15 protein-coding genes are annotated in these 22,933 nt (G+C 44.4%); 10 read left to right on the forward strand and 5 right to left on the reverse strand.

The features are described from left to right. Positions 1-10: 10 nt before the first annotated feature. Positions 11-1,363, reverse strand: coding sequence for a sigma-54-dependent transcriptional regulator (locus tag K1Y79_RS18340; protein ID WP_220251614.1), 1,353 nt, complete (start codon positions 1,361-1,363; stop codon positions 11-13). A gap of 286 nt (positions 1,364-1,649) precedes the next feature. Here K1Y79_RS18340 and K1Y79_RS18345 point away from each other — a divergent pair, with 286 nt between their 5' ends. The 8 genes from K1Y79_RS18345 (at position 1,650) to K1Y79_RS18380 (ending at position 13,516) form a co-directional block, all read left to right on the forward strand. Next, complete coding sequence (locus K1Y79_RS18345) at positions 1,650-2,897, forward strand: efflux RND transporter periplasmic adaptor subunit (protein WP_220251615.1); 1,248 nt, start codon at positions 1,650-1,652, stop codon at positions 2,895-2,897. A gap of 92 nt (positions 2,898-2,989) precedes the next feature. Then, on the forward strand, positions 2,990-5,389 hold the full coding sequence (locus K1Y79_RS18350) for an ABC transporter permease (protein ID WP_220251616.1): 2,400 nt from the start codon (positions 2,990-2,992) through the stop codon (positions 5,387-5,389). Positions 5,390-5,424: 35 nt separating this feature from the next. Beyond that, the gene (locus tag K1Y79_RS18355; RefSeq protein ID WP_220251617.1) at positions 5,425-6,114 is read left to right on the forward strand and encodes an ABC transporter ATP-binding protein; all 690 of its coding nucleotides are present in this window, start codon (positions 5,425-5,427) and stop codon (positions 6,112-6,114) included. Positions 6,115-6,852: 738 nt separating this feature from the next. Next, the gene (locus tag K1Y79_RS18360; RefSeq protein ID WP_220251618.1) at positions 6,853-9,243 is read left to right on the forward strand and encodes an ABC transporter permease; all 2,391 of its coding nucleotides are present in this window, start codon (positions 6,853-6,855) and stop codon (positions 9,241-9,243) included. A 95-nt stretch (positions 9,244-9,338) separates the two neighbouring features. Further along, a complete protein-coding gene (locus tag K1Y79_RS18365; RefSeq protein ID WP_220251619.1) occupies positions 9,339-9,863 on the forward strand; it encodes a hypothetical protein in 525 nt (174 codons plus the stop codon). A gap of 78 nt (positions 9,864-9,941) precedes the next feature. Next, positions 9,942-10,604 carry an ABC transporter ATP-binding protein gene (locus K1Y79_RS18370; protein ID WP_220251620.1) on the forward strand — a complete coding sequence of 221 codons (663 nt, stop codon included), beginning with the start codon at positions 9,942-9,944 and terminating at the stop codon, positions 10,602-10,604. Positions 10,605-10,772: 168 nt separating this feature from the next. Continuing rightward, positions 10,773-12,128 (forward strand): TolC family protein, encoded by a 1,356-nt coding sequence (locus tag K1Y79_RS18375; protein WP_220251621.1) that lies wholly within the window; start codon positions 10,773-10,775, stop codon positions 12,126-12,128. A gap of 32 nt (positions 12,129-12,160) precedes the next feature. Further along, positions 12,161-13,516, forward strand: coding sequence for an efflux RND transporter periplasmic adaptor subunit (locus tag K1Y79_RS18380; RefSeq protein ID WP_220251622.1), 1,356 nt, complete (start codon positions 12,161-12,163; stop codon positions 13,514-13,516). Between the two features lie 71 nt (positions 13,517-13,587). On the opposite strand, the gene K1Y79_RS18385 is transcribed toward K1Y79_RS18380, so the two are convergent. The 4 genes from K1Y79_RS18385 to K1Y79_RS18400 form a co-directional block, all read right to left on the reverse strand. After that, complete coding sequence (locus K1Y79_RS18385) at positions 13,588-15,162, reverse strand: RagB/SusD family nutrient uptake outer membrane protein (RefSeq protein ID WP_220251623.1); 1,575 nt, start codon at positions 15,160-15,162, stop codon at positions 13,588-13,590. A 28-nt stretch (positions 15,163-15,190) separates the two neighbouring features. Beyond that, positions 15,191-18,415 carry a TonB-dependent receptor gene (locus K1Y79_RS18390; RefSeq protein ID WP_220251624.1) on the reverse strand — a complete coding sequence of 1,075 codons (3,225 nt, stop codon included), beginning with the start codon at positions 18,413-18,415 and terminating at the stop codon, positions 15,191-15,193. Positions 18,416-18,452: 37 nt separating this feature from the next. Continuing rightward, a complete protein-coding gene (locus K1Y79_RS18395) occupies positions 18,453-19,397 on the reverse strand; it encodes a FecR family protein (RefSeq protein ID WP_220251625.1) in 945 nt (314 codons plus the stop codon). Between the two features lie 83 nt (positions 19,398-19,480). Beyond that, positions 19,481-20,035: an RNA polymerase sigma factor gene (locus tag K1Y79_RS18400; protein ID WP_220251626.1), complete on the reverse strand. Its 555-nt coding sequence runs from the start codon at positions 20,033-20,035 to the stop codon at positions 19,481-19,483. A 297-nt stretch (positions 20,036-20,332) separates the two neighbouring features. Here K1Y79_RS18400 and K1Y79_RS18405 point away from each other — a divergent pair, with 297 nt between their 5' ends. Next, positions 20,333-20,638, forward strand: coding sequence for a hypothetical protein (locus K1Y79_RS18405; protein WP_220251627.1), 306 nt, complete (start codon positions 20,333-20,335; stop codon positions 20,636-20,638). Between the two features lie 121 nt (positions 20,639-20,759). After that, positions 20,760-22,802, forward strand: a complete 2,043-nt coding sequence (locus tag K1Y79_RS18410; protein WP_220251628.1) for a GH92 family glycosyl hydrolase — start codon at positions 20,760-20,762, stop codon at positions 22,800-22,802. Positions 22,803-22,933: the final 131 nt, after the last annotated feature.

A 22,933-nucleotide genomic window follows, 5' to 3' on the forward strand; every position in this document is an offset into this window, starting at 1 on the left:
TATAAGTCCCCTAGATGTTATATTTCTCCAGTCTCCGGTAAAGCGCAGCTCTGCTTAGGCCTAATTCTTTAGCTGCCTCGGTAATATTGCCGTTGCATTTTTTCATGGCCTGGGTTATAATATTTCTTTCCATTTCTTCCAGGTTGTAGCCAGTATTAAGTGTTTCTTCCTGCACAGCGTTCTTCATAAACACGTCTTTGGGCAGAAGTACTTTCCCCTGTGAAAGTATTACTGCTCTTTCCATAGCATGCTGTAGCTCCCGGATGTTGCCCGGCCAGTCATACTGACGAAGTTGCTGTAAAAGTGATTCGTGTAAAGCTGTTACATTGCGTTTATATTTAGTAGCATACTTCTCAAGGAAGTATTCGGCTAATGGCGCTATATCTTCCTGTCTTTCACGTAACGGGGGGAGCTGTATCTCAATTGTGTTAATCCGATAGAGTAGATCCTGCCGGAACTGGTACTCCGCTGCCATCTTCTGGATGTTTCTGTTAGTGGCTGTAATAAGCCGTACGTCTATTGGGGTTGTTTTATTACTGCCTACCCGGGTAACAGATCTGTTTTGTAATACGGTAAGTAATTTAGCCTGTAATGGCAGCGAGATATTGCCCAGCTCATCCAGAAAAATAGTTCCTCCATTTGCTTCCTCAAAACGGCCGGTCCGATCTTCACGGGCATCAGTAAAAGCGCCTTTTACGTGACCAAACAGCTCACTCTCGAAGAGTGTTTCACTGATAGCGCCAAGGTCTACACTCACAAATGCCTGTTTATTACGCATTGATAGTGCATGAATATGTCTGGCCAGCAGATCTTTACCTGTTCCATTTTCTCCTAATATCAGTACATTGGCATCTGTACCGGCGACTCTGGCCGCTGTGTCCAGCACTTCGACCATCGCCTGGCTACTGCCGATAATATTAACATCTGATTGTGGCATTGTTAAGGGCGCGGTACTTTTCTCCCTGTTACCGTGCTTTTTATTATAGGCAGCCTGCATGGTGGCCAGGAGTTTATCATTTTCCCAGGGTTTTAACACGAAGTCAACAGCACCTGCCTTGATTGCTCTAACTGCCATTTCCACATCCCCATAGGCAGTAAACAGTACTACTGCTACTTCGGGCCTTATATCCAGAATACGGTCCAGCCATTCGAATCCTTCCTTACCACTGCTAAGATCGCGGGTGAAGTTCATATCCAGGAGAATAACGTCATATTCGAAGTTAGTAACCAGATATGGTATCTTTTGGGGATTCCGCTCAAAGTCTACTTGTTGAAAGTGTCGCTTTAATAGTAAACGGGCGGCACGTAATACATCCATGTCATCATCTACAATAAGGATTTTGCCGGGCAACGGTGTAGTCATAAATTAACGTATCTGTTGTTATTGCTGTGCTGAACCCGCAAACAGCATTCCTGATCAGGTTATGAAATGCCTTCCCGTGGCGGATACGGCCACTGGCAATATTATAAAAAGATTTCGGTTTTTACAGGTCATTTGTAGTAGTCTCCGCATTTGTCCGGAATCGGACGTCCGGTGTGCGCATAAGGACGTTCAGTGAGATATGCGTTTGCCTGAAATGAGCCACAGTATTGAATCTTCGCCTTTGGCATGCGCGTTGCCTTACCGGGTTAGGAAAGTTAGATAACCTATGGACAGAAAAATAGAAAAGAAGTATTGGTCTAAAAAAAGGATCACCCTGATAAGCGGAGGCGCTGTCGTGGCATTATTGCTTCTATACAATCTCATATTTGCAGATCATCGTTCCAAGCTGAATGTTGAGAAAGATAAGATCACTATTTCAACCGTCAGCAAAGGCACTTTTGACCAGTATATAGCAGTTACCGCTGTTGTAGCTCCCCTTAAGACAATACGTCTGGATGCTATTGTTGGCGGATATGTAAGCCAGAAATACCTTGAAGGTGGTAGCATGGTAAAAAAGGGTGACAGCATTTTACGGTTGGAGAATCAGAACCTCATGATGGACTTTGTTAATCATGAAACTGAGATCTATCGTCTGATCAATGAATTACAGAATACCCGACAGACTCTGAAACAAAACCGATTCACTATGCAGCAGACTGTGGCTAATCTGGATTATCAAATTGAACAGGCAAAAGACCTTTATGACCGTACAAAGCAACTGGTTGATGAGAAGATTGTATCTCGTCAGGAGTTTAATAAAAATAAGATTGATTACGAACGTCTTGTGAAGCAAAGGCAAATCGAAGTTGAAAGTCAACGATTCCAGGAAGAAAATGCTAAAATCCAGATAGAACGTCTCGAATCTACTATTCTCCGCACACAGCGTAACCTCCAGATGATGAAAGACAATCTTAGCAATCTGGTGTTGCGGGCACCTATAGACGGGCAGCTGTCTTCTGTTGATGCCGAAATAGGAGGAAGTATAACTGTTGGCCAGAACATTGGTCAGATAGACGACCTGGATGGATTTAAAATGCGTGCGGAAGTTGATGAACATTACATTTCACGAGTATTCCCTGGCTTAAAAGCAACTTTCGAGTTCAACAATAAGATGTATGCTTTATCTATTATCAAAGTATACCCAGAAGTAAAAAACGGACGTTTTAATGTGGATATGAAGTTCGATAAGGAGACGCCGGAAGGTATCCGCCGCGGACAATCATCGCCAATTCGTTTGGAACTAGGCAAATCATCTGCTGCTGTTCTACTGCCTGTAGGAGGATTCTTTTCTGACACAGGAGGCAACTGGGTCTATGTGGTAGACAAAGGTGGAAACAGGGCGGTAAAGCGTAAGATTTCCCTAGGACAGAAAAATCCACAGTATTTCGAGGTTCTTGAAGGACTTCAGGAAGGAGAGCAGGTCATTACCTCTTCTTATGAAAATTTTGGAGACAAGGAGGTTTTAGTATTTTAATACCGGCAATTACAGTTGTTTTAGTTCTGGTGCCAGCCTCTGCTTAATGCGAAGGCGGTTTTCCGGACAATCACCTGAAAATCAATATGCAGATGATCAGCATGTACATCACAATCGCATTGAGGCACCTTGCCAAGCGAAAACTATTTTCCTTTATTAATATTGCAGGCCTTGCTATTGGGATGACCTTTTCGCTATTGATTGCAGTATATATATGGGAAGAAAGGCAAGTCAATGCAGATTTGAAAAATCTTCCACAACAGTATTATCTGCAATCTGCCTGGAAGGTCGATAATATGTACATGCCATTAATTACGCCAGCACCGCTCGCAAAAGCACTGCACGATCAATATCCTTCATTAATAGCAAACTATTACCGCACATTCCCCTGTTCCGCTAATGCCTCATATAAAGACAGGCATTTTAGAGTTGGTATGCAGCCGGGAGATACGACTGTAATTTCAGCGTACGGACTAACCATGCTATATGGTGATCCCACTAACGCCTTCCGTGATAATAATTCTATTGTTATTACAGAAGAAACAGCAATGAAGTTTTTTGGTAAACCTGATGCACTTGATGAAGTATTAACAATAGATACCAGAAAAGATGGTAAGAAAAGCTATACGGTTACAGGCGTGTTAAAGAATGAAGTTCGTGAAAACAGCGTAACAACTATCAACGGATTTAAGAATGACATCCTTCTGCCAATACAGAGCGTCGATTACTTTCTAGGCCCAGATGCAGATAAAGACTGGAACAATGTATGCATGGCCTCATATGTTCAACTACAACCAGGCGTTGCGCCTCAGCAGCTGCAGGCTGCAATTAATAATCTCATATCTGTTAACTGCAATCAGCAGTTGAAAGATAATATGAGTATCCAGTTAATTGGTCTCGACACTTTTTATCTTGATACCAACGATGGACTCGTAAGAAAAATGATCTATATACTGGCCATCATTGCAGGCTTTGTACTACTGATGGCTGTGATTAATTATGTGAATATCAGCGTAGGTACTTCTATGTACCGGTTGAAGGAAATCGGATTGCGTAAGGTGTTTGGCGGTAAACGTCAACAGCTGATCACCCAATTTCTTGCTGAATCAATAGTACTTACCGGTATAGCGGCCTTTCTTTCCATTGCCTTGTATGAATTGCTCCGTCCTATATTCGGACAGATCTTCAACAAGTCGTTACCCCATGTATCGTCTTTTTCCGGAATGATGGTATTGTTTTATCTTCTGCTGGTGGCAGGCGTTGGATTGATAGCCGGTATTTATCCCGCGTTTGTACTAACTGCCAGCAACCTCCTCAAAGTACTAAAAGGTAAAATTGCTATTGGCAGGGGAGAGCTTTTGTTCAGAAAGCTGTCACTCGTCCTACAATTCTCTCTGGCGATTCTGGTATTCGTCTGTACGCTATTTATTTCGCGTCAGATTAATTACTTCTTTAAACGTGAATTAGGTTACAACAAAGAGCAGCTAGTGGTAATCTCTTCTGTACCTCGCCAGTGGGACTCCACCGGGTTAAAACGGCTGGAACTGATCAGGGATGAGATTTCACAAAATACCGGGGTGGCAAGCGCTAGTATTTCTTATGAGGTACCTGATGGTATGAATGGCGGAAGTATGCCCTTGTTGCCAGATGGTGCTACTGATGCTTCACCTGTTAATGTTGAAAGACTAGTTACAGACGGTAATTATGCAAACACTTTTGGGCTACAACTTGCTGCCGGCCGGTTCTTCACAGATACCGATAATCCTGCTGATGTAGTACTAAATGAGGCTGCTGTTAAGGCTTTACGGCTGAAGCAGGGAATAGGACAGGAAATAATAATGCCTGACAGCGACGTCAAACTCACAGTAAGAGGAATTGTGAAAGATTTCCATTTTACTCACATCGGGAAGAAGATTGCTCCGATGATATTTATTAACCAGGAAGCCAACCCAATGTACCGGTTCTTAAGCATCAGATTAAAGTCTTCTGATATAAGAAAAAGTCTTGCAGGTATTGAATCTGTCTGGAAGGCGAGATATCCTGATTCTCCATTTGACTATTTCTTTATGGATGAAAAGTTCCAGGCCATGTACTTCAGTGAAACTCGCCTAAGCAAGGCGGCTGATGTAGCTACAGGTTTAAACTTTATTATCATATTGCTAGGGGCAGTAGGGGTTATTGCTTTCAGTCTGACCCGCCGGGCCAAAGAAGTAGGAGTCAGGAAGGTGTTAGGCGCTAATACCGCTAGTATAATCTATTTGTTCCTGAAAGAGTATACCATTGTGATCATGTTGGCCAATCTGCTTGCATGGCCTGCGGCATATATTATTGCCAATAAATGGCTGGATGGATATGCGTACCGGACGAGTATGAGTATTACGCCATTCCTGATTGCAGGCATTATTACCTTCGGGTTGACATACCTGTTAATTGCATTACAAAGTCTTCGTACTGCAAGCGCTAATCCTACAGGATTATTGAGAAATGAATAGTAGAACCCTAATTTAAAAAAACATAAACCGAAGTCATGATACGTACAGTCAATCTGCAAAAGATTTTTACAACAGAAGAGATAGAAACTTCCGCCCTGAACGGTATTAATATGGAAATAAAGGATGGTGAGTTTGTAGCTATCATGGGGCCGTCCGGTTGCGGTAAGTCTACACTGTTGAACATTCTTGGGTTACTGGATAATCCTAGTGGCGGTGAATATCATTTCTGGGAGCATGAAGTCGCCAGCATGAGTGAACGTCAGCGTGCACAGCTCAGAAAAGGATCTATCGGATTCGTTTTCCAGAGTTTTAACCTCATTGACGAACTAACTGTGTATGAAAATGTGGAATTACCACTCCTATACCTGAAGGTGCCTGCCAGCGAAAGAAAGGAAAAGGTTGAAAAAGTGCTGGAACGCATGAATATTATGCACCGCCGTAACCACTTCCCGCAGCAGTTATCCGGAGGTCAGCAACAACGTGTGGCTATTGCCCGTGCGGTAGTAGCTAATCCTAAGATGATATTGGCGGATGAGCCTACCGGTAACCTAGACTCCACCAATGGTGAAGAAGTAATGAAATTGCTACAGGAATTAAATGAAGCAGGTACTACAATGATCATGGTTACCCATAGTCCGTATGATGCCGGCTTTGCACACCGTGTTATTAACTTGTTTGATGGACGGGTTGTAACTGAAAATATCAAGGAGCAATTCCATGTATAATTCAAACGTCTGATATTACCTGACCAACTACCCATCGCAAACTAACTCATATGCTTAATAACTATCTGCGAATAGGCTGGCGCAATCTCTGGTGATATAAAATGTATAGCAGCATTAATATAGGTGGACTTGCGCTTGGCCTGGCAGTTGGTGTTCTGTTATTTGTTTGGGTGCAGGGTGAATTAAGCTATGACAGGTTTCATGAAAAAGGAGAAAATATCTACGGCACATCTGTGACCTTTGTATCTGGTAACGATGGTAGGTAAACGTTTAAAGCTATGGAGTTATCTTTCATAGACGACAGACTGGACATGCAGTATCAGATGGATGGTCGTACGGGTAAGCTATTTGACTATTTTGCCGGTATTGCCATCTTTATTAGTTGTTTGTAGTTGTTTGGACTGGTAACATTTCCTACCGGACAACGTCTCAAGGAAATAGGCGTAAGAAAGGTGTGTGGCTTCTGTTACTAATATATTGACGCTTTAACCAGCGACTTCCTGAAAATTATTACAATCTCGATAGTACTAGCTATACCTGCGGCATGATATATCATGAACAGGTGACTGGATGACTATGCATACCGTATAAGCATCAGTTAGTGGATGTTTGCTGCTGCAGGAGGATTAGCCATTGTAGTAGCGGTATTTACAGTAAGCTTCCAGGCTATAAAAGCAGCATTGAGTAATCCTGTCCGCTCTTTAAGATCAGAATAATATACATCATTAAAATGGGGGTATGTTCAAGAATTATCTAAAAATGGCCTGGAGGAATATCAGGAAACAGAAGTTTTATTCCTTCATTAATATACTGGGTCTGACTACAGGTATGACCTGTTGCTTCCTGATCTTTATGTACGTTAGGTTTGAACTAAGTTATGACTCCTTTCATGAAAGGAAGCAGCAGATCTATCGGCTAACGACAGATGTAGAGACACCTACAGAAAAGATCGAGGCTGCGATTACTTCTATGCCTATGGGGCCTGCCCTGAAGCAGGATTTTCCGGAAGTCAAAGAAGCTGTACGTATTAATCTGTCTAATATGCTTGTTCTTGTTGGAAACAACAAATATCAGGAAGACGAAGTAGCTGTAGCGGACTCTAATTTCTTTCACGTATTTACATTTCCGCTCGTTAGTGGTAATGAACATACTGTGCTGTCAGAACCTTTCAGTGTAGTACTCTCCGAAAGTGCAGCCAGGAAGTATTTCGGTACTGCTAATGCAATTGGTAGATCTATCCAGATAGGAGGCCGCGAGCATACCGTAAAGGTCACTGGTGTAATGAAAGATGTGCCTGAAAATTCACAGCTGGCTTTCAATATGGTATTTTCTCTTGCTACTTATAAGGCACTTGGGGAAACTTTTGAGAACTGGGGTAGCTTCGGAGTAGTTACCTACCTCTTATTAGAGAGCAATGTTGATCCTTATAAACTAGAGCAGAAGTTTCCGCCTTTCCTGGAGCATCATGTGGGCATGATGATGAAGGAGTCAAAAATGCGGTACACCTTACACCTTGAGAATATCAGCGATGTATACCTGCATTCCAAGCGGGAGGGAAGCCAGGTGTTGAAGGGTAGTATGCCAAATGTGTATATATTCTCCTTCGTAGCAGTATTCATTTTGTTGATTGCTATAATCAATTTTGTTAATCTGGCTACAGCCAGGGCTACGGAAAGAGCCAGGGAAGTTGGTGTACGTAAGTCAGTAGGTGCCTATGAATCACAATTGACTTTCCAGTTCCTGAGTGAGACCTTGATGCTTAGCTTGTTTGCATTTGTGTTGTCTGTTACCTGCTGCCAGTTGCTTCTTCCTGCGTTTAATCTGCTAACCGGGAAAGAAATAGCCAATAACATATTCCAGACCGGTACTGTTGGTATATTTATCTTAATGGCTATAGCGATCGGCTTACTTGCGGGGGTATACCCTGCAATAGTCTTAGCTTCTTATAAGCCTGTTGTAGTATTGAAAGGGGCATTCAGTAGTAGTCATAAGGGGTTGCTGTTAAGGAGGGGATTGGTAGTTTTCCAATTCGTCATTACGATAGTGCTGGTTGCCGGGGTAATCATCGTATATAACCAATTGCTGTATATGCAGTCCCGTGATCTTGGCTTTAAGAAAGACCAGCAACTGGTGGTGGAGTTTTCTGGCATTGACCCTATAAAGGATAAATGGAAGGAAATAAAACAACAGGTTTCTTCCATCCAGGGGGTGAAGGGGTGTGCTTTTTCTTCAGCAATACCCAGCAAATCTCATAGTTCTGCTTATAGTAATATGGAGCTGAAGAGTGGAGATATGCAGGCAAGTAATCTGAACCTGTACTTTGTAGATTATGACTTTCTGCAACTGTATGATATTCAATTAGTAGCAGGGCGAGGCTTTTCTGAAGCAATGGGGACTGACAGTACGCAGGCAATGGTAGTCAACGAAGCTACTGTAGCCAGCCTGGGTTATAGCAAGCCGGAAGAAATAATCGGTAGAAAGTATAGTCAATGGGGAAGCGAAGGGAAAGTGATAGGCGTAATCAAAGATTTCAATTATCATTCCTTAAGAGACAAGGTGGAGCCACTGACCATGCGTGTTGCCCCGGCTGGTTTTATGCCGATGACCATTACAGTAAATCCAGCCAACATAAAAAAGACACTTGCAGCAGTAGAAGCCATTTATAACAGGTATGCACCTGACGGACGTTTTAATTACTTCTTTGTAGATGATTCATTTGACAAACAGTACAGGGGGGAATACCGCTTTGGCAGGTTGGTATTGACCTTTACTATACTGGCTATTTTCCTTGCCACTTTAGGATTGTTGGGGCTGATCTCCTTCATTGTTATCCAGCGGACCAAAGAAATTGGTATACGAAAGGTGCTTGGAGCTTCAGTTGGTAGTATACTGTTCCTGTTGTCGGGCGATTTTCTTAAACTGGTGCTTATTGCTTTGCTGGTAGCGACGCCGCTTGCCTGGTACCTGATGTACCAATGGCTGAGTGACTTTGCTTACCGGATAGATATACAGTGGTGGGTGTTTGTGCTGGCCGGTGGTATTGCTGTTATACTATCTCTTGCAACGGTATATGTGCAGACAATAAAAACGGCGCTGACCAGCCCTGTTAAATCATTGAGAACTGAATAGTTTCTTTAGTAGTTACGTTTAAATATGACAAGTGAATATGTACCATGGGCAGGTCTCTACCAGCCCATATTTTACTCTCATGTAAAAGAAGTGCGATGCTCAGAAATTATCCAAATAAAACGGCGCTTGCCGGTTGCATACAGCTGATCATGCAGGCCAGACTACAGTTATTCCTGCCGGGAGGTATTGCGTTGATTACCGGAATTATGGTTTGTGGATATTTACAGCCTGACTTTAGCTTACTGTTCAGTAGTCCTATTATCCTTTCAGTCTTAGCAGTTGCTGATGGTACAATGCCTGAATTTGCCAACGAATGTCTGCACGCTGCCCTTATAACTGGCTGTATTGCCAGATACAGCAGAATACCTATAAATCCGGGTATTGAGGCGGAATCTGGTCGGAAAGATCTGTCACAAGGTGACCCTACTGCTTCAGGTAGGATCTTTAAAGTAATACTAATGAAGAACATTAACTTTTATTCCACAAAGGGAGTATCCGGCCTAACAGGTCCTTCGCCGGTACCAGGAATGAATCCAGTATATATTTTTGTAAGAAGGGCGTTTGCTGACCATGCACCAGCCGTAAACGAGTCTTATCGCAATGGCTTTGACGGTTATTAACAGGTTAGGAGTCAATACCTATGTTAATCAGGACAGCCTGAAAGCACCCGGTTCAATCACACAAAACAGCGTAAATCAATGATACAATTAAGACATATCTCCAAGTATTATCCAGTTGGATTTGGTAAGAATGAAATATTAAAAGATATTGATCTCAGAATTTTTGAAGGAGAATTTGTATCTATCATGGGTCCTTCCGGATCTGGCAAGTCTACCCTGTTACATATAATGGGGCTGCTGGAAGAGCCTTCCCAGGGAGAATACCTGTTTGAGGGGGAGTCCGTGCATAAGATGAATGAAAAGAAAAGAACCCAGTTACACCGGGGCGCTATTGGATTTGTGTTTCAGGCTTACCACCTGATTGACGAGCTCACGGTATATGAGAATATAGAGACACCACTGCTGTATAAGAATGTCCCTTCTGCTGAACGTAAGAGCCGTGTGGCTGATATCCTGGACCGTTTCAATATAGTAGCTAAAAAGGACCTATTTCCCAATCAGTTGTCTGGCGGACAGCAACAGTTGGTGGGTATAGCACGTGCGCTTGTAGGACAACCAAAGGTCATCCTGGCTGACGAGCCAACCGGTAATCTCCATTCAGATCAGGCAAAGGAGATTATGGAATTGTTTAAACAACTTAATGAAAAAGATAAGATTACGATTGTACAGGTAACGCATTCCGAAATAAATGCAACTTATGGTCACAGGATCATACAGATCCGTGACGGGAAAATCGCATAATTCAGACAGGCCATTCCCGACATCCGGTAATCTTATCAAGTTGTAGCCTGCTGGCACTGCTCCTGGTAAGGTATCTGATGTCGGGATTTGTTTATCTGAGACCATTTTAAGCCATTCATAAAGAATTTGTTTATGTTATCATCACAATTATTATATTTTTGGAACGTCATGAAATTATCCAAGATCCCGGGATGTCTCCTGGCACTGTGTATTTTGTTTGCTAACTCTGCCGCCTTAAAGGCGCAGGATACCTGGACACTGCAACGCTCCGTAGATTATGCGCTTCAAAACAACATATCTATTAAGCAACAGGACGTACAGAAACGTTATGCAGCACTGACACTGAAGCAAAGCCAGTTAGCACAACTCCCATCCGTAGGAGCAGGTATACAGGGTACGATAGGTTCCGGTCGTAACATTGACCCTTATACCAACGTGTTTGTTACACAGTCTTATTTTAACCTTGCCGGTGGATTAAACACCAATGTTGAGCTGTTCAACTGGTTCTATAAGCGTAACACCATAGCTGCCAATAAATACGAAACACAGGCACAAAGCAGGTTTCTGGAAAAAGCCAGGAATGATGTTGCTTTTAACATCGCCAGCACATTCCTCCAGATACTGATGAATATAGAGCAGGTACATGTCAGCGAACTACAGGTGAAGCTGACCAGTTCCCAGCTGGAAAACACCAAGAAACTGGTGGTTGCCGGTTCAGTGCCGGAAAGTAATCAGGCTGACCTTGAAACGAAGCTGGCCAGTGACAGTGTTACCCTAGTAAATGCTCAGAATCAGGTAATACTTACTACCCTGCAAATGAAGGCACTGCTCAACCTGAGTTTTGATCAGCCTTATGTACCGCAGACGCCTGAGAAGTTGTCTGAGATACCCCTGCCAAGATTGGACGAGGTAGACCCCGAAATGGTGTACAGCGCAGCTCAGAATACTAACCCGCTGATCAAAGGTGACGATCTGCAGATAAAGTCAAGGCAAAAGGCATATGCTGCCCAACGAGGTCTGTTATATCCCAGCCTGGCGGCCAATGGTACTATTAACACTAGTTATACCGACGTGGCAAAAGGGGTGACTGGTAAGACCATCCCATTTGGCGATCAGTTCAGCAATAACTTCCGCCAGTCTGCCGGCCTTTCTCTTAACATTCCTATCCTGAACGCTTGGCAGCAACGAGCGGCTGTTAACAGGGCCAAACTCGACATCGAGAATCAGGAACTGACCAAAGCCAAAGACCTTCAGCAGTTGCGTCAGGACATCTATACTGCCCATGCTAATGCGGTAGCTGCAATCCAGAAATATTCAGCCGCTTCCAAAGGAGTAGAAGCTTCCCAGCGGGCATATGATTTTGCTACCAAACGGTACAATCTGGGTTTAATGAATACTATTGACTATATTACTACGCAAACTAACCTATTCAGAGCGCAGATAGACAAGGTATCCGCGCAATACGATTTCATATTTAGAATGAAACTACTGGAGTTTTACAGGGATCAGAAGATCACGCTGTAGCAGCTCCCTCCCTTTTGAAATAACGCCGTTTTATGAAGAGAAAGACACTATTCTGGATCCTGGGGATCATTGTTGTGCTGGTTGTCATTGTTGCCGTCAGCAAAGCGGGCAAGGATGACAGCATCAAAGTCGCTGTCGATAAGGCTGAAGACAAAAACATTATTGAAGTTGTATCTGCCAGTGGCAAGATCTACCCGGAGACAGAAGTAAAAATTAGCTCCGACGTATCCGGTGAAATAGTTGACCTTCCTGTACTGGAAGGCGACTCTGTAAAGAAAGGCCAGGTACTGGCCCGTATTTATGCCGATGTATATGGCTCCGTAAGGGATAAAGCTACCGCTTCCCTCAGCCAGGCACAGGCACAGCTGGCAAATACTGCCGCGTCTCTCAACGCATTTAAGGCTAAACTGGAACAAAGCAAAGCTGCTTATGACCGTAACAAGGAACTACTGGCTCAGAAAGTAGTATCCCGCAGTGAGTTTGAGACAGCCGAAGCTACATACCGCTCCGCACTGGCCGACTATAATGCCGCTTCTGAACAGGTAAACAGTAACCGTTACGCCGTACAGAGCGCGAAAGCCGGACTGACAGAAGCTAACACCAATCTGAAACGTACGACTATCGTAGCGTCTATGGACGGTGTGGTATCCCTGCTGCCAGTTAAAAAAGGTGAACGTGTGGTAGGTACAGGCCAGATGAGCGGTACTGAAATTATGCGTATCGCCGACCTGAATATCATGGAAGTACAGGTGGATGTCGGTGAAAATGATATCCCCAGGGTAAAATATAACGATACGGCAGTCGTAGAGGTAGACGCCTACAGCGACCGTAAGTTCAAAGGTATTGTTACACAGATTGCCAGTTCCAGTAAAGGGGCTGCTACTGCAACTAATGCCACTACTTCTTCAGCAGAACAGGTAACCAGCTACATTGTACACATCCGCATACTGCCTGAAAGCTATGCTGACCTGCTGGACCCATCACATCCTAAAAACTTTCCTTTCCGTCCGGGTATGAGCGCAAGCGTAGATATCCAGACCCGTAGGAAGAATAGTGTGCTGGCAGTGCCTATCAATGCAGTCACTACCCGTGATAACATCGATACTACTAAAGCCGCCGGCTCCCGGAAAGAAGATCTTGCAGCAGCAAAAGAAGTAGATAAGAACAAAAAAGAGGTGGTATTTATACTACAGCCTGACAATACCGTTCGCGCAGCAACAGTAACTACCGGTGTGCAGGATGACGCCAATATTGAGATCATAAGCGGATTAAAGCCGGGAGAAAGTGTAATCAGCGCTCCTTATTCTGCTGTATCCAAGGACCTTGAACATGGCAAAAAGGTGAAAGTAGTACCAAAGAAGGAATTATTTGAAGGAACAGGCAAATAAACTGATCCTCTATAAAAGAAAAGCGGTCCCGTGTAAACAGGACCGCTTTTTTTGTGTCTTCTTATGTGTAATTAGTAACCCTGGTTTTGTTCCAGGCTTGGGTTAAGTGTACGTTCACTTGTAGGTATAGGGTAAATACGCTTATTGGGATCTGTATCGTTTTTGAAGCCCCAGGAGCCTTCAAATGCTCCAAAGCGGATCAGGTCATTTCTGCGCCATGCCTCCCAGGCAAGTTCCCTGCCTCTTTCGTCAAGCAGTTCTTCCAGGGTAATGGTGCTAACTTCTGGTGCCTTCGCTCTTCTGCGAATCTCAGATACCAGGGCCGCCGCTGCAACACCGTCATTATTATCGCGCAGGATAGCTTCTGCCTTCATCAGGATAATATCTGCCAGACGGAATACTGGTACGTCATTGTTAGAAAAACGGGTGTCCGGATTGGTATTTCTGTCAGGATAGTACTTGATAGAACGAACGCCTCTTGCTTTACCCAATTCATCATTACCCACATCCATCTGGTCTACGTTCTTCAGCGGCATTTCAGGGGAAAACTCAAGGTGCCAGTTAATTTTATCATTAGGGTTAGGACCTGAATAAGAAGCATCCACACCTTTATTCGTACTAGGAATCAGTATAGGCGATCCGTCACTGTTATACTGTTTGCCGGCCAGCCAGGTAGTATTTCTTACGTCGCCGGCCAGGTTGAATTTCTCATAGAAATCAGCAATAGTACTTAACGCTATACTGGGACGGAAGGGCAGGCTGAATTTGGTTTGCAAACCTGTATGCAGGCCGAAACGGGAGAACTGGCAGCCAGGAATTTTATTGGCATCATAAGGTATAGCGAAGATGGTCTCAGTGATCTGCGGACCATTCTCCGGCATAAAGATGGAAATAAAGTCTGCGTCCAACTTATAAGGGCCTTTTGAAATGATGCTATCGGTCATTGCAATACATTCCTTATTCATCTCGGTACCGGTATACACCTTTGCATTGATATACAGCTTGGCAAGTAAAGCAAACGCCATCCATTTGGTAGGGCGACCATAAGTCACAGCGCCACTTGCTGTATTCAGATCCGGGAGGGATTCTTTCAGTTCCTTTTCAATGAAAGCAAATACCTCGGGCCGTGTTTTCTGGGCGGGCGCGGTAGTACTACCAAAAGTCGTCACAATAGGAATATTTGCATACAGGTCCATCATAAAGAAGTGGTACAAGGCACGCATTGTACGCATCTCAGCAATAGCCTGGCGCTTTTCCTTCGTATCTGCTGTTGATTCAAACAGGCTGATGATACGGTTGCAGGTATTAATACCACCAAAGCCCCATTCCCATACACCACGCACCGTCGGGTGGTCAGGAGACCAGGTATGTTTATGCAGGAAACGGTACTGACCATTGTCATTGTAGTTACCATCGCGGGCAGGAATGATAGCCTCGTCTGTACTCAGCTCCTGCATACGCCAGTAGTCTACAGCATACCTTGTAGCCAGCTGTGTATAAGCAGGCCCTGTAGCGGCTACATAGGCGTCGGTGGTGTTAGGGAAGTTACCATCAGTATACTCTGATTCAATGGGAACATCCAGTTTTGTGCAGGCACCCAGTAACAGGCCTGCGGCAATTGCACTATATGCTATAATATGTTTCATAATAATCTTATTCATTAGTGTTGAACAATCAGAAATTAACGTTTACGCCAAACAGGAAGGAACGTGTCTTAGGGTAGAAGTTGTTATTATCTACGCCCGGTGTAAGTCCGCCCATATTAATTTCCGGATCTATACCTCTATAGCTGGTGATTACGAAAAGGTTGGTGGCTGTGGCATGGAAACGCAGGCTGCTGATATACTTGCTACGTACCGGTACATTGTAACCCAGGGTCGCATTGTCCAGGCGCAGGTAGGAGCCGTTTTCGATAAATCTGTCTGTTCTCAGGTGAGCATTGATGTCATTGATAGATTCGCCTTCCGTAAATTTGGCAATATTGGTCATAGCTGCTTCTGTCGGATTGTTCAGGCCAGCCAGGGTAGCATTCATAATCTTGTTACCGGTTACGCCACGAACGAATACGTTCAGGTCAAAATTGCCATAAGAGAAGTTGTTGTTCCAGCCGTAGATCAGCTTAGGCTGTGCGTTGCCACTGTAGAAGAAGTTGTCTGTTGACACTTCTGTAGTAACGGTACCATCTTTTTTCAGCATCTGGGTAATGCCATCTTTGTCCTTACCCATGTATTTCCAGGTATAGAAAGCACCTAATGGCTGGCCTTCTACTACCTGCTGTGACCAGATGCCGGATTGACCTTTACCACCCAGTTCTGCCGTATTAATAGACGTCAGTTTGAAGATGTCATTAGAAAGAGAAGACACTACGTTCTTATTATAAGCCAGGTTCACACTTGTACGCCAGCTGAATTTAGGCAGCTGAACAGGGATAGCATTGATCTGTACCTCTATACCTTTGTTGCTGATCTCTCCTGCATTTGCAGTCAGTGTATTTACGAAATACTGCGTAGTAGGCACATTATATGTCCAGATCAGGTCTGATGTACGTTTATCATATACATCCACAGAACCTCCTAAACGTCCACCCAGGAAGGAGAAGTCTGCTCCGATATTAGCCATGCCTGTACTTTCCCATTTCAGATTACGGTTAGCATTCTGCGACGGGCCGATGGCAGTAACAATGTTACCGTTGTAGTAGAACAGGCCGGTAGAAGTATAACGAAGGATAGCGATGAATGAGTTAAATCCAAGGGCGTTTCCGCTCACACCATAACCGGCACGCAGTTTCAGATCGTCCAGCCAGGATACATTCTTCAGGAAGGACTCTTCCTTCATACGCCATGCGGCGGATACTGCCGGGAACAGGCCCCAACGATTGTTGGTACCAAATACTGAAGAACCATCACGACGGGCAGATACCTGTAACAGGTACTTGTTGGCATAGGTATAGTTAGCACGGCCGTAGAAGGAAATAAAGCGGTATATATCTATGCTGGTATTCCCATAATTAGGAATATCGCCGGCAGGCAGTGTACCGAGTGCCAGGTTGTTGTAGGCCAATGCATCGGATACGAAGCCTTTATTGGATGCCTGGAAGCCGTCATTACGGCGATCTTCCTGCCAGGAATAACCTGCCAGTAATCTCAGGTCATGTGCGCCGAAGGTCTTACCATAATTAACATATGTTTCGAGAATCTTCTTATTGTTGGTAAAGGCGCTACGGATAGCCTGACCGTTCGTCTTCTGGGAAAGACCGGAAGCACGTCCGTAATAGATATCCCTGTTGATTTGCTCGTCCTGCATAGACACGTTGAGGGTATACGTCAATCCTGGCAGGATGTCCAGGTCGGCACGTATATTACCCAACATAATCTTGTTTTTCTGACGATCCTCGTTCGTTTCTATCAGCGCTACCGGGTTCAGGTAGTTACGGGTACGGGAGAAGTCCTCTTTAAAAGAACCATCCTCATTCCTGATATTCACAGTTGGCAGGTAGGTCAACATATTCTGGAATACCAGCAGCGGGATGCGGTATTGTGTACCCATAATATTACTGAGGGAGAAGTTCAGCTTGAGCTTCTCATTGAAGGCTTTCTGTTCCAGGTTGGCACGGATGTTCACACGCTCCATAGAAGAACCTTTCATGATACCATCATTCTTCAGATAGTTAATACTGGCATTGTAACTGGTATTATTATGACCGCCGCCGAGTGACAGGTTATGGTTGTGTGACACGCCGGTGCGGGTTACTTCCTTCTGCCAGTTGGTATTAGCGCCATCATCGTCGGATGGGGCAAAGGATTTACCATTGTCATTTACATATTTGCGCAGTTCATCGCCTGACAGCATTTCGATACTGTTAGATACCTGTTCTGTAGCTACGTAGGAGTTATAATTGATCCAATTCTGACCGGCTTTAGCCCTACGTGTGGTTACCATGATTACACCATTGGCAGCACGTGCACCATAGATGGCGGTAGATGCCGCATCTTTCAGTACGGTCATAGATTCTATATCCTGTGGAGCTACCAGCTGTATAGAAGCGCCGGGAACACCATCTATCACATAGAAAGGTTCCTGTGCTTCACCGCTACGCAGGGTGGAAGGACCACGTAAAATTACCGCTGCTGTGGCGTTAGGGTCGCCGCTACGTGTAATATTCAGGCCGGGTACTTTACCTTGCAGTAATTGATCGGGGGAACTAACTACTCCAACGTTAAAGTCTTTGCTGGATATATGGTTAATAGCACCTGTTACATCTCCTTTCTTACTTTCTCCATAACCTACTACTACCACGCTGCTCAGCATGTTAGCATCAGCTTTCAGCTGTACGGTCACTTCTTTTCTCCCATTGAGGGCGGTACGGATGCTTTTGTATCCGACATAGCTCAGTAATAAGGTATCATGCGCCGGATCTGCACTCAGTGTGAACTGACCGGTTGCGTTGGTAACGGAACCAGCTACCGGATTGCGTACCTGTACACTCACGCCTGGAAGCGGAGCCCCGGTTTCTGCATCTGTAACAGTACCATTAACAGGAATGCGGTTTTTGTTACTCGCTTTAATAACAATCACACCGTCTTTCTCTGAGAACTGCAGATTGGTAGAAGCCAACAGGTCAGAGAGAATGGCGGTAACTGACTGATTACTGTAATCGTGCTGGCTTACCTTGTAAGTATTCAGCGCAGTAGCATCATATACAATGCTGATACCGGATTGTTGCTGCAGTTCCCTGATCGCGTTAGCCAGTGATCCAGGCTTTACCTGCAGCTGTTGTACTACAGGCAGCTGTTTCTGTGCTGCAACTTCCTGTACGCCGCCGGTAAGTCCCCAGGCTAGTACAGCTATGTATGCAGAACGACTGAGCTTACCCGTACGGAATGTAGAAATTCTGTTCATATAGTATAGCTTTTTTTTGAGCGTGAGTAATGTTGTGTCATTGTACGGTATAACTGTTGTTTGATTGTTTTTTGAAAGTAATGGTGTGACTGGTAAGTTCTTCAAGTGCAGCAATTACCTGTTCTATTGTGAGGGAAGTATTCAGTACGCCACTGATCAGCAGTGGTTCCTGTTGTTGCAGGATAAAATGTACATTATAGTAGTTCTCAAGCATTGGTAATGCTTCCTGCAATGGTATATTATCAAATAAAATACGCTCATGCATCCATGCCCCTTTGGATGGTATTGTAACCGTAATACGCTCAGTATGATAATCAGCCTTGTTAATATTTATTTGTTCGCCGGCGGTCAGCTGTCCCATCTGTACCTCATTCCGGCTGATGCTTATCCTGCCACTGCTGACAGTAATCTGTGTGTTGCGCTGCTGTGGATATGCTTTAATATTAAAAGAGGTACCTAATACTTTCACCAGGATACTATCTGATAAGACGGTGAAGTGATGATTAGCATCAGGCGTTACGTCGAAGAAGGCCTCTCCTGATACCAGTTGTATGTCCCTTTGCTCCGGATAAGTAGCCGGATATTCCAGTGTTGTATTCGGTGCCAGCCAGATGCGTGTACTATCTGGCAGTGTAATAATCTTCTTTTCGCCTACCGCCGTATGCACAGCTACGTATGCAGGGGGCGTGCTGGTAGTATAGAACCTAAGCAGCAGATAGCCTGCAAACAGTACGGATAGTATTGCTGCTGCTATACCTGTACGCATCCAAAGTATTTTACGGGGTGATGATTGCCCGGTATTGCGACGAATATTCTGCAACAGCCTTTTGCGTAGCTGCTCCTTCTCCTTATCAGATAGTGCGTGCCCGGGCATAGGCGATGTACTTAGTTCATCCAGCCAGCCGGACAGCTTCTCTTCGTCTTCCGGAGTGGCCTTGCCTGTCAGGTAATTATTAATTAAATGCTGTAAACGTTCACGCATTACGATGGCGATTTTAGGAAAGGTTCCATAACCCGACCGTTTTAACCATCAGCAAAAACGAGTTAACGATTTGGTAATATAGGCTAGAGTAAAAAGAGTAGTTTGTTCATCAGGCCCTGTGCTTTTCGGTAAGCACTGTTCAGCTGATTACGTACGGTTTGTTCGGCCGTACCGTTCTTCTGGGCTATCTCCCGTATACTTAATTCGTCGAAGTGGTACCACCGGAATACCTGCCTTTCCTTTTCAGGTAACAGGTTTAAATCATCGTGTAGTTGGGTGATAATGTCTTTATGGATGATCGTGGTCATCGTCAATTCTGACCGCAGATCTTCGTACTGGACGAATTTCTCCAGGTGTTTTTCTTTAAGACCGTCGTCCCGGAATTTCCGCAGTATCATCTTGCGCGCAGCGCTGAACAGGTAATGGCGGATGTGTGTAGTGATGTGCAGGGTTTCTCTGCGTTCCCATATATCGGTGAACAGGTCCTGGATAAGGTCCTGCGCATCTGCCTCACTGCCTGTTACCCGGGCTGCATACTGATACAATGCTTCCCAGTAAGTATTAAACAGTGTTTCAAACGCAGGAAATTCTCCATTGCGGATGCGATCCAGTAATATGTCAGGTTGAGTCGTTGCCATTATCAGAATCGTGGTTTAAAGGTAGGGGATCGGGCAGGTTAGGGAAAGAGGCAATACAAATTATCATGAAGGCTTAACATTGGAACAGCATGGTATGTGGCGTTAGCATTCTATAACACTAGTATATATATACTTTTTAAAGAAGACGTCTTTATTCGTTTAACGGTCTGATCAATGCGAATGGTGCCTTAACCGGCACATTCTGAGTTTCTTACGGGGTCATCAAAAACTTAACATTGCCCAATGTTAATTTAAGATTAAATTTATGTTATCACATCAAACAACGTTTTATAAGTTATGTCAAGCACAGATACTGCGAAGCCAGCCAAGACTTCTAAACCTGCCAAATCATCCCGAAAAGATGCCCGCAACACTATAGAGCAGAAACTCGATCTCCTGTTGGTAGACCTCAAAAAGGAGCTGGGAGAAACAAAGTTCCGGAACAGGATTAAGAAAGCAGCTAAGTTGCTGAGCAAAGGGTTGGATAAGCCAAAGAAGACTGCCGTTGTAAAGAAGAAAGCTGCTAAGAAAGCAGCTGTGACAGTAAAACCGGCAAAAGCAAAAGCAAAAACAACAAAAAAAGTAGCAGCGAAGGCTGAATAATAACTATCCCTTGCGGTATACGCAGCAGATAGATTACTTATCGGTAATAAATAATTAACGGTCCACGGGTAACAGATAACTGTTATTTGTGGGCCGTCTGCCATATATTTAGGGCTTTTGTATGAAAAAGTCGCTAATATATCTACTGAGCCTGCTATCCCTTTCGGCAGTTGCTCAGCAAACAAGTCAGGTGAATGTGTTCCTGGGATCTTCCGGGGATAACGGGCAAATGTCGCCCGCGGCATCTTACCCTTTCAGTATGTTAAGTATTGGTCCGGAAACCTATCCCTCCACTCATACCGGGTATGAATACTACGCCAAGGAATTTCTCGGGTTTACGCATAACCGTATGGAAGGTGTAGGCTGCCAGGGCTGTGGTGGTAACCTGCTGGTGCGCCCATTCCTGGGTGATGGTCCGGTAAAGGCTGATCTTATTAAATATGAAGAACAGGCATCTCCTGGTTATTATCATGTAGGCTTCACTAATGGTATCAAAGCCTCATTTACTGTATACAAAAACGGGGGCTTACACCAATACACTTTTCCGGAAGGTAAAAAGGGATTGTTGCTGGACCTGGCCTATGCCCATGTTGGCCGTTTTGTAGCAGAAGAACATACAATTGAAGGTAATGCAGTAAGTGGCTGGGTAGAATCCAGGACAACCTGCAGCGCCGGCATCTACAGGATATATTATTATGTAGAAACTGATCGTCCTGTAAAATGGACTTCTACTAAGGCCCACGAGCTGGTGGCTAACGTAACTGATGGTCAACTGGGATTCAGGATCGGGCTATCATCAGTGGGTACTTCCTATGCTAAAGCCGCCATTACGAAAGATGGATTTGAGGCAGTAAAAGCGCAAAGCTCCCGCGAATGGAATAACATGCTTGGCCATATTAAGGTAAAAGGCGACCCTGAAAGAGAGAAGCTGTTTTATTCTTTATTCTACAGATCTATACAGTCTCCTTATGTAGTATCTGAGCCAGATGGCGCATATGCGGCTACCAATGGCACCCTGCAGCATACCAAAAGCAAAGTATATAATGGCTGGGCTATATGGGATAATTACCGTGCACAGTTGCCGTTATTGTCTATTGCATACCCGCAGGAATACCAGGATATGATGCATTCAATAGCTGGTTTGTACAAGCATGGCAAGAAGGACTTTGCCACATTGCACGAGCCCTCGATCACTGTTAGAACAGAACATGCGATCGTAGTGCTGCTGGACGCCCTTAAAAAAGGGTATAAACTTGATTTTAAGGCTATCGCAGACTCCGTAGAAAAGGAAATCAAAACATTAGATTACGCCCATCCGGATAAAGCGCTGGAGTCTTCTTATGATGCCTGGGCATTGTCAGAGATCTACTATGCAGAGAAAGATAAAGCCCGCGGCGATCAATATAAAAAGCAGGCGGCAGACTATAAAAAATATTGGCAGAAAGACTTCCAGGATCTGACCAAACATGACGTAGACCGTATGCAGGCGAGAGGTTTATACCAGGGTACTATCTGGCAGTATCGCTGGTTTGTACCATTTGATCTGAAAGGACTGATGGAATTGTGCGGTGGCGAGGCTGCGTATGTTTCCCAGCTGGATGAGTTTTTCGGCAATGACTACTATTGCCATGCTAATCAGCCGGACCTCCAGGCACCGTTTATGTATAATGTAACTGACCAGCCCTGGAAATCGCAGGCACTCATTCATAAGATAGCGGTGGATACCATGGTGCAGCACTATTTTAATGATAACAGCCGGGGTATAGGCTCAGAAATAGACCTGATTTATAAAAATCAGCCAAAAGCATATGTAAGAACGATGGATGACGACGCGGGTACTATGTCTTCATGGTTTGTACTGGTATCAACCGGGATATTCCCTGCGTGTATCGGGTCTCCGGTATATTACCTGAATGTGCCGTTATTTGAGTCAGTCGAATGGCAGTGGCCGGGAGCGAAGCCTTTTTCGGTACAGGTAAAGAACTTTGGGCCTAAGAATGTATATATCCAGGAAGTATGGCTCAATGGCAAGAAGGTAGACCGCAACTGGATTACGCATAGTGAAATTGTAAAGGGAGGTAAACTGGAAATTGTAGCTGGTGACAAGCCGAATCTGCAACAGGGGCTGAATAATAAGTGGATTGCTGAACTGAATGGTCAGTAATAGTTGTAGAAAATAGCGCGTCCTACGGATTAGGATCGCCGATGATATATAAGCCATAGATAACCATTGACGCACTTTTGTTGCTGACAATGGGGATCTATGGTTTTTTTGTGTGCGCTTGGCCGTCGCTT

The organism is Chitinophaga rhizophila (assembly GCF_019492185.1).
Taxonomy (GTDB): domain Bacteria; phylum Bacteroidota; class Bacteroidia; order Chitinophagales; family Chitinophagaceae; genus Chitinophaga; species Chitinophaga rhizophila.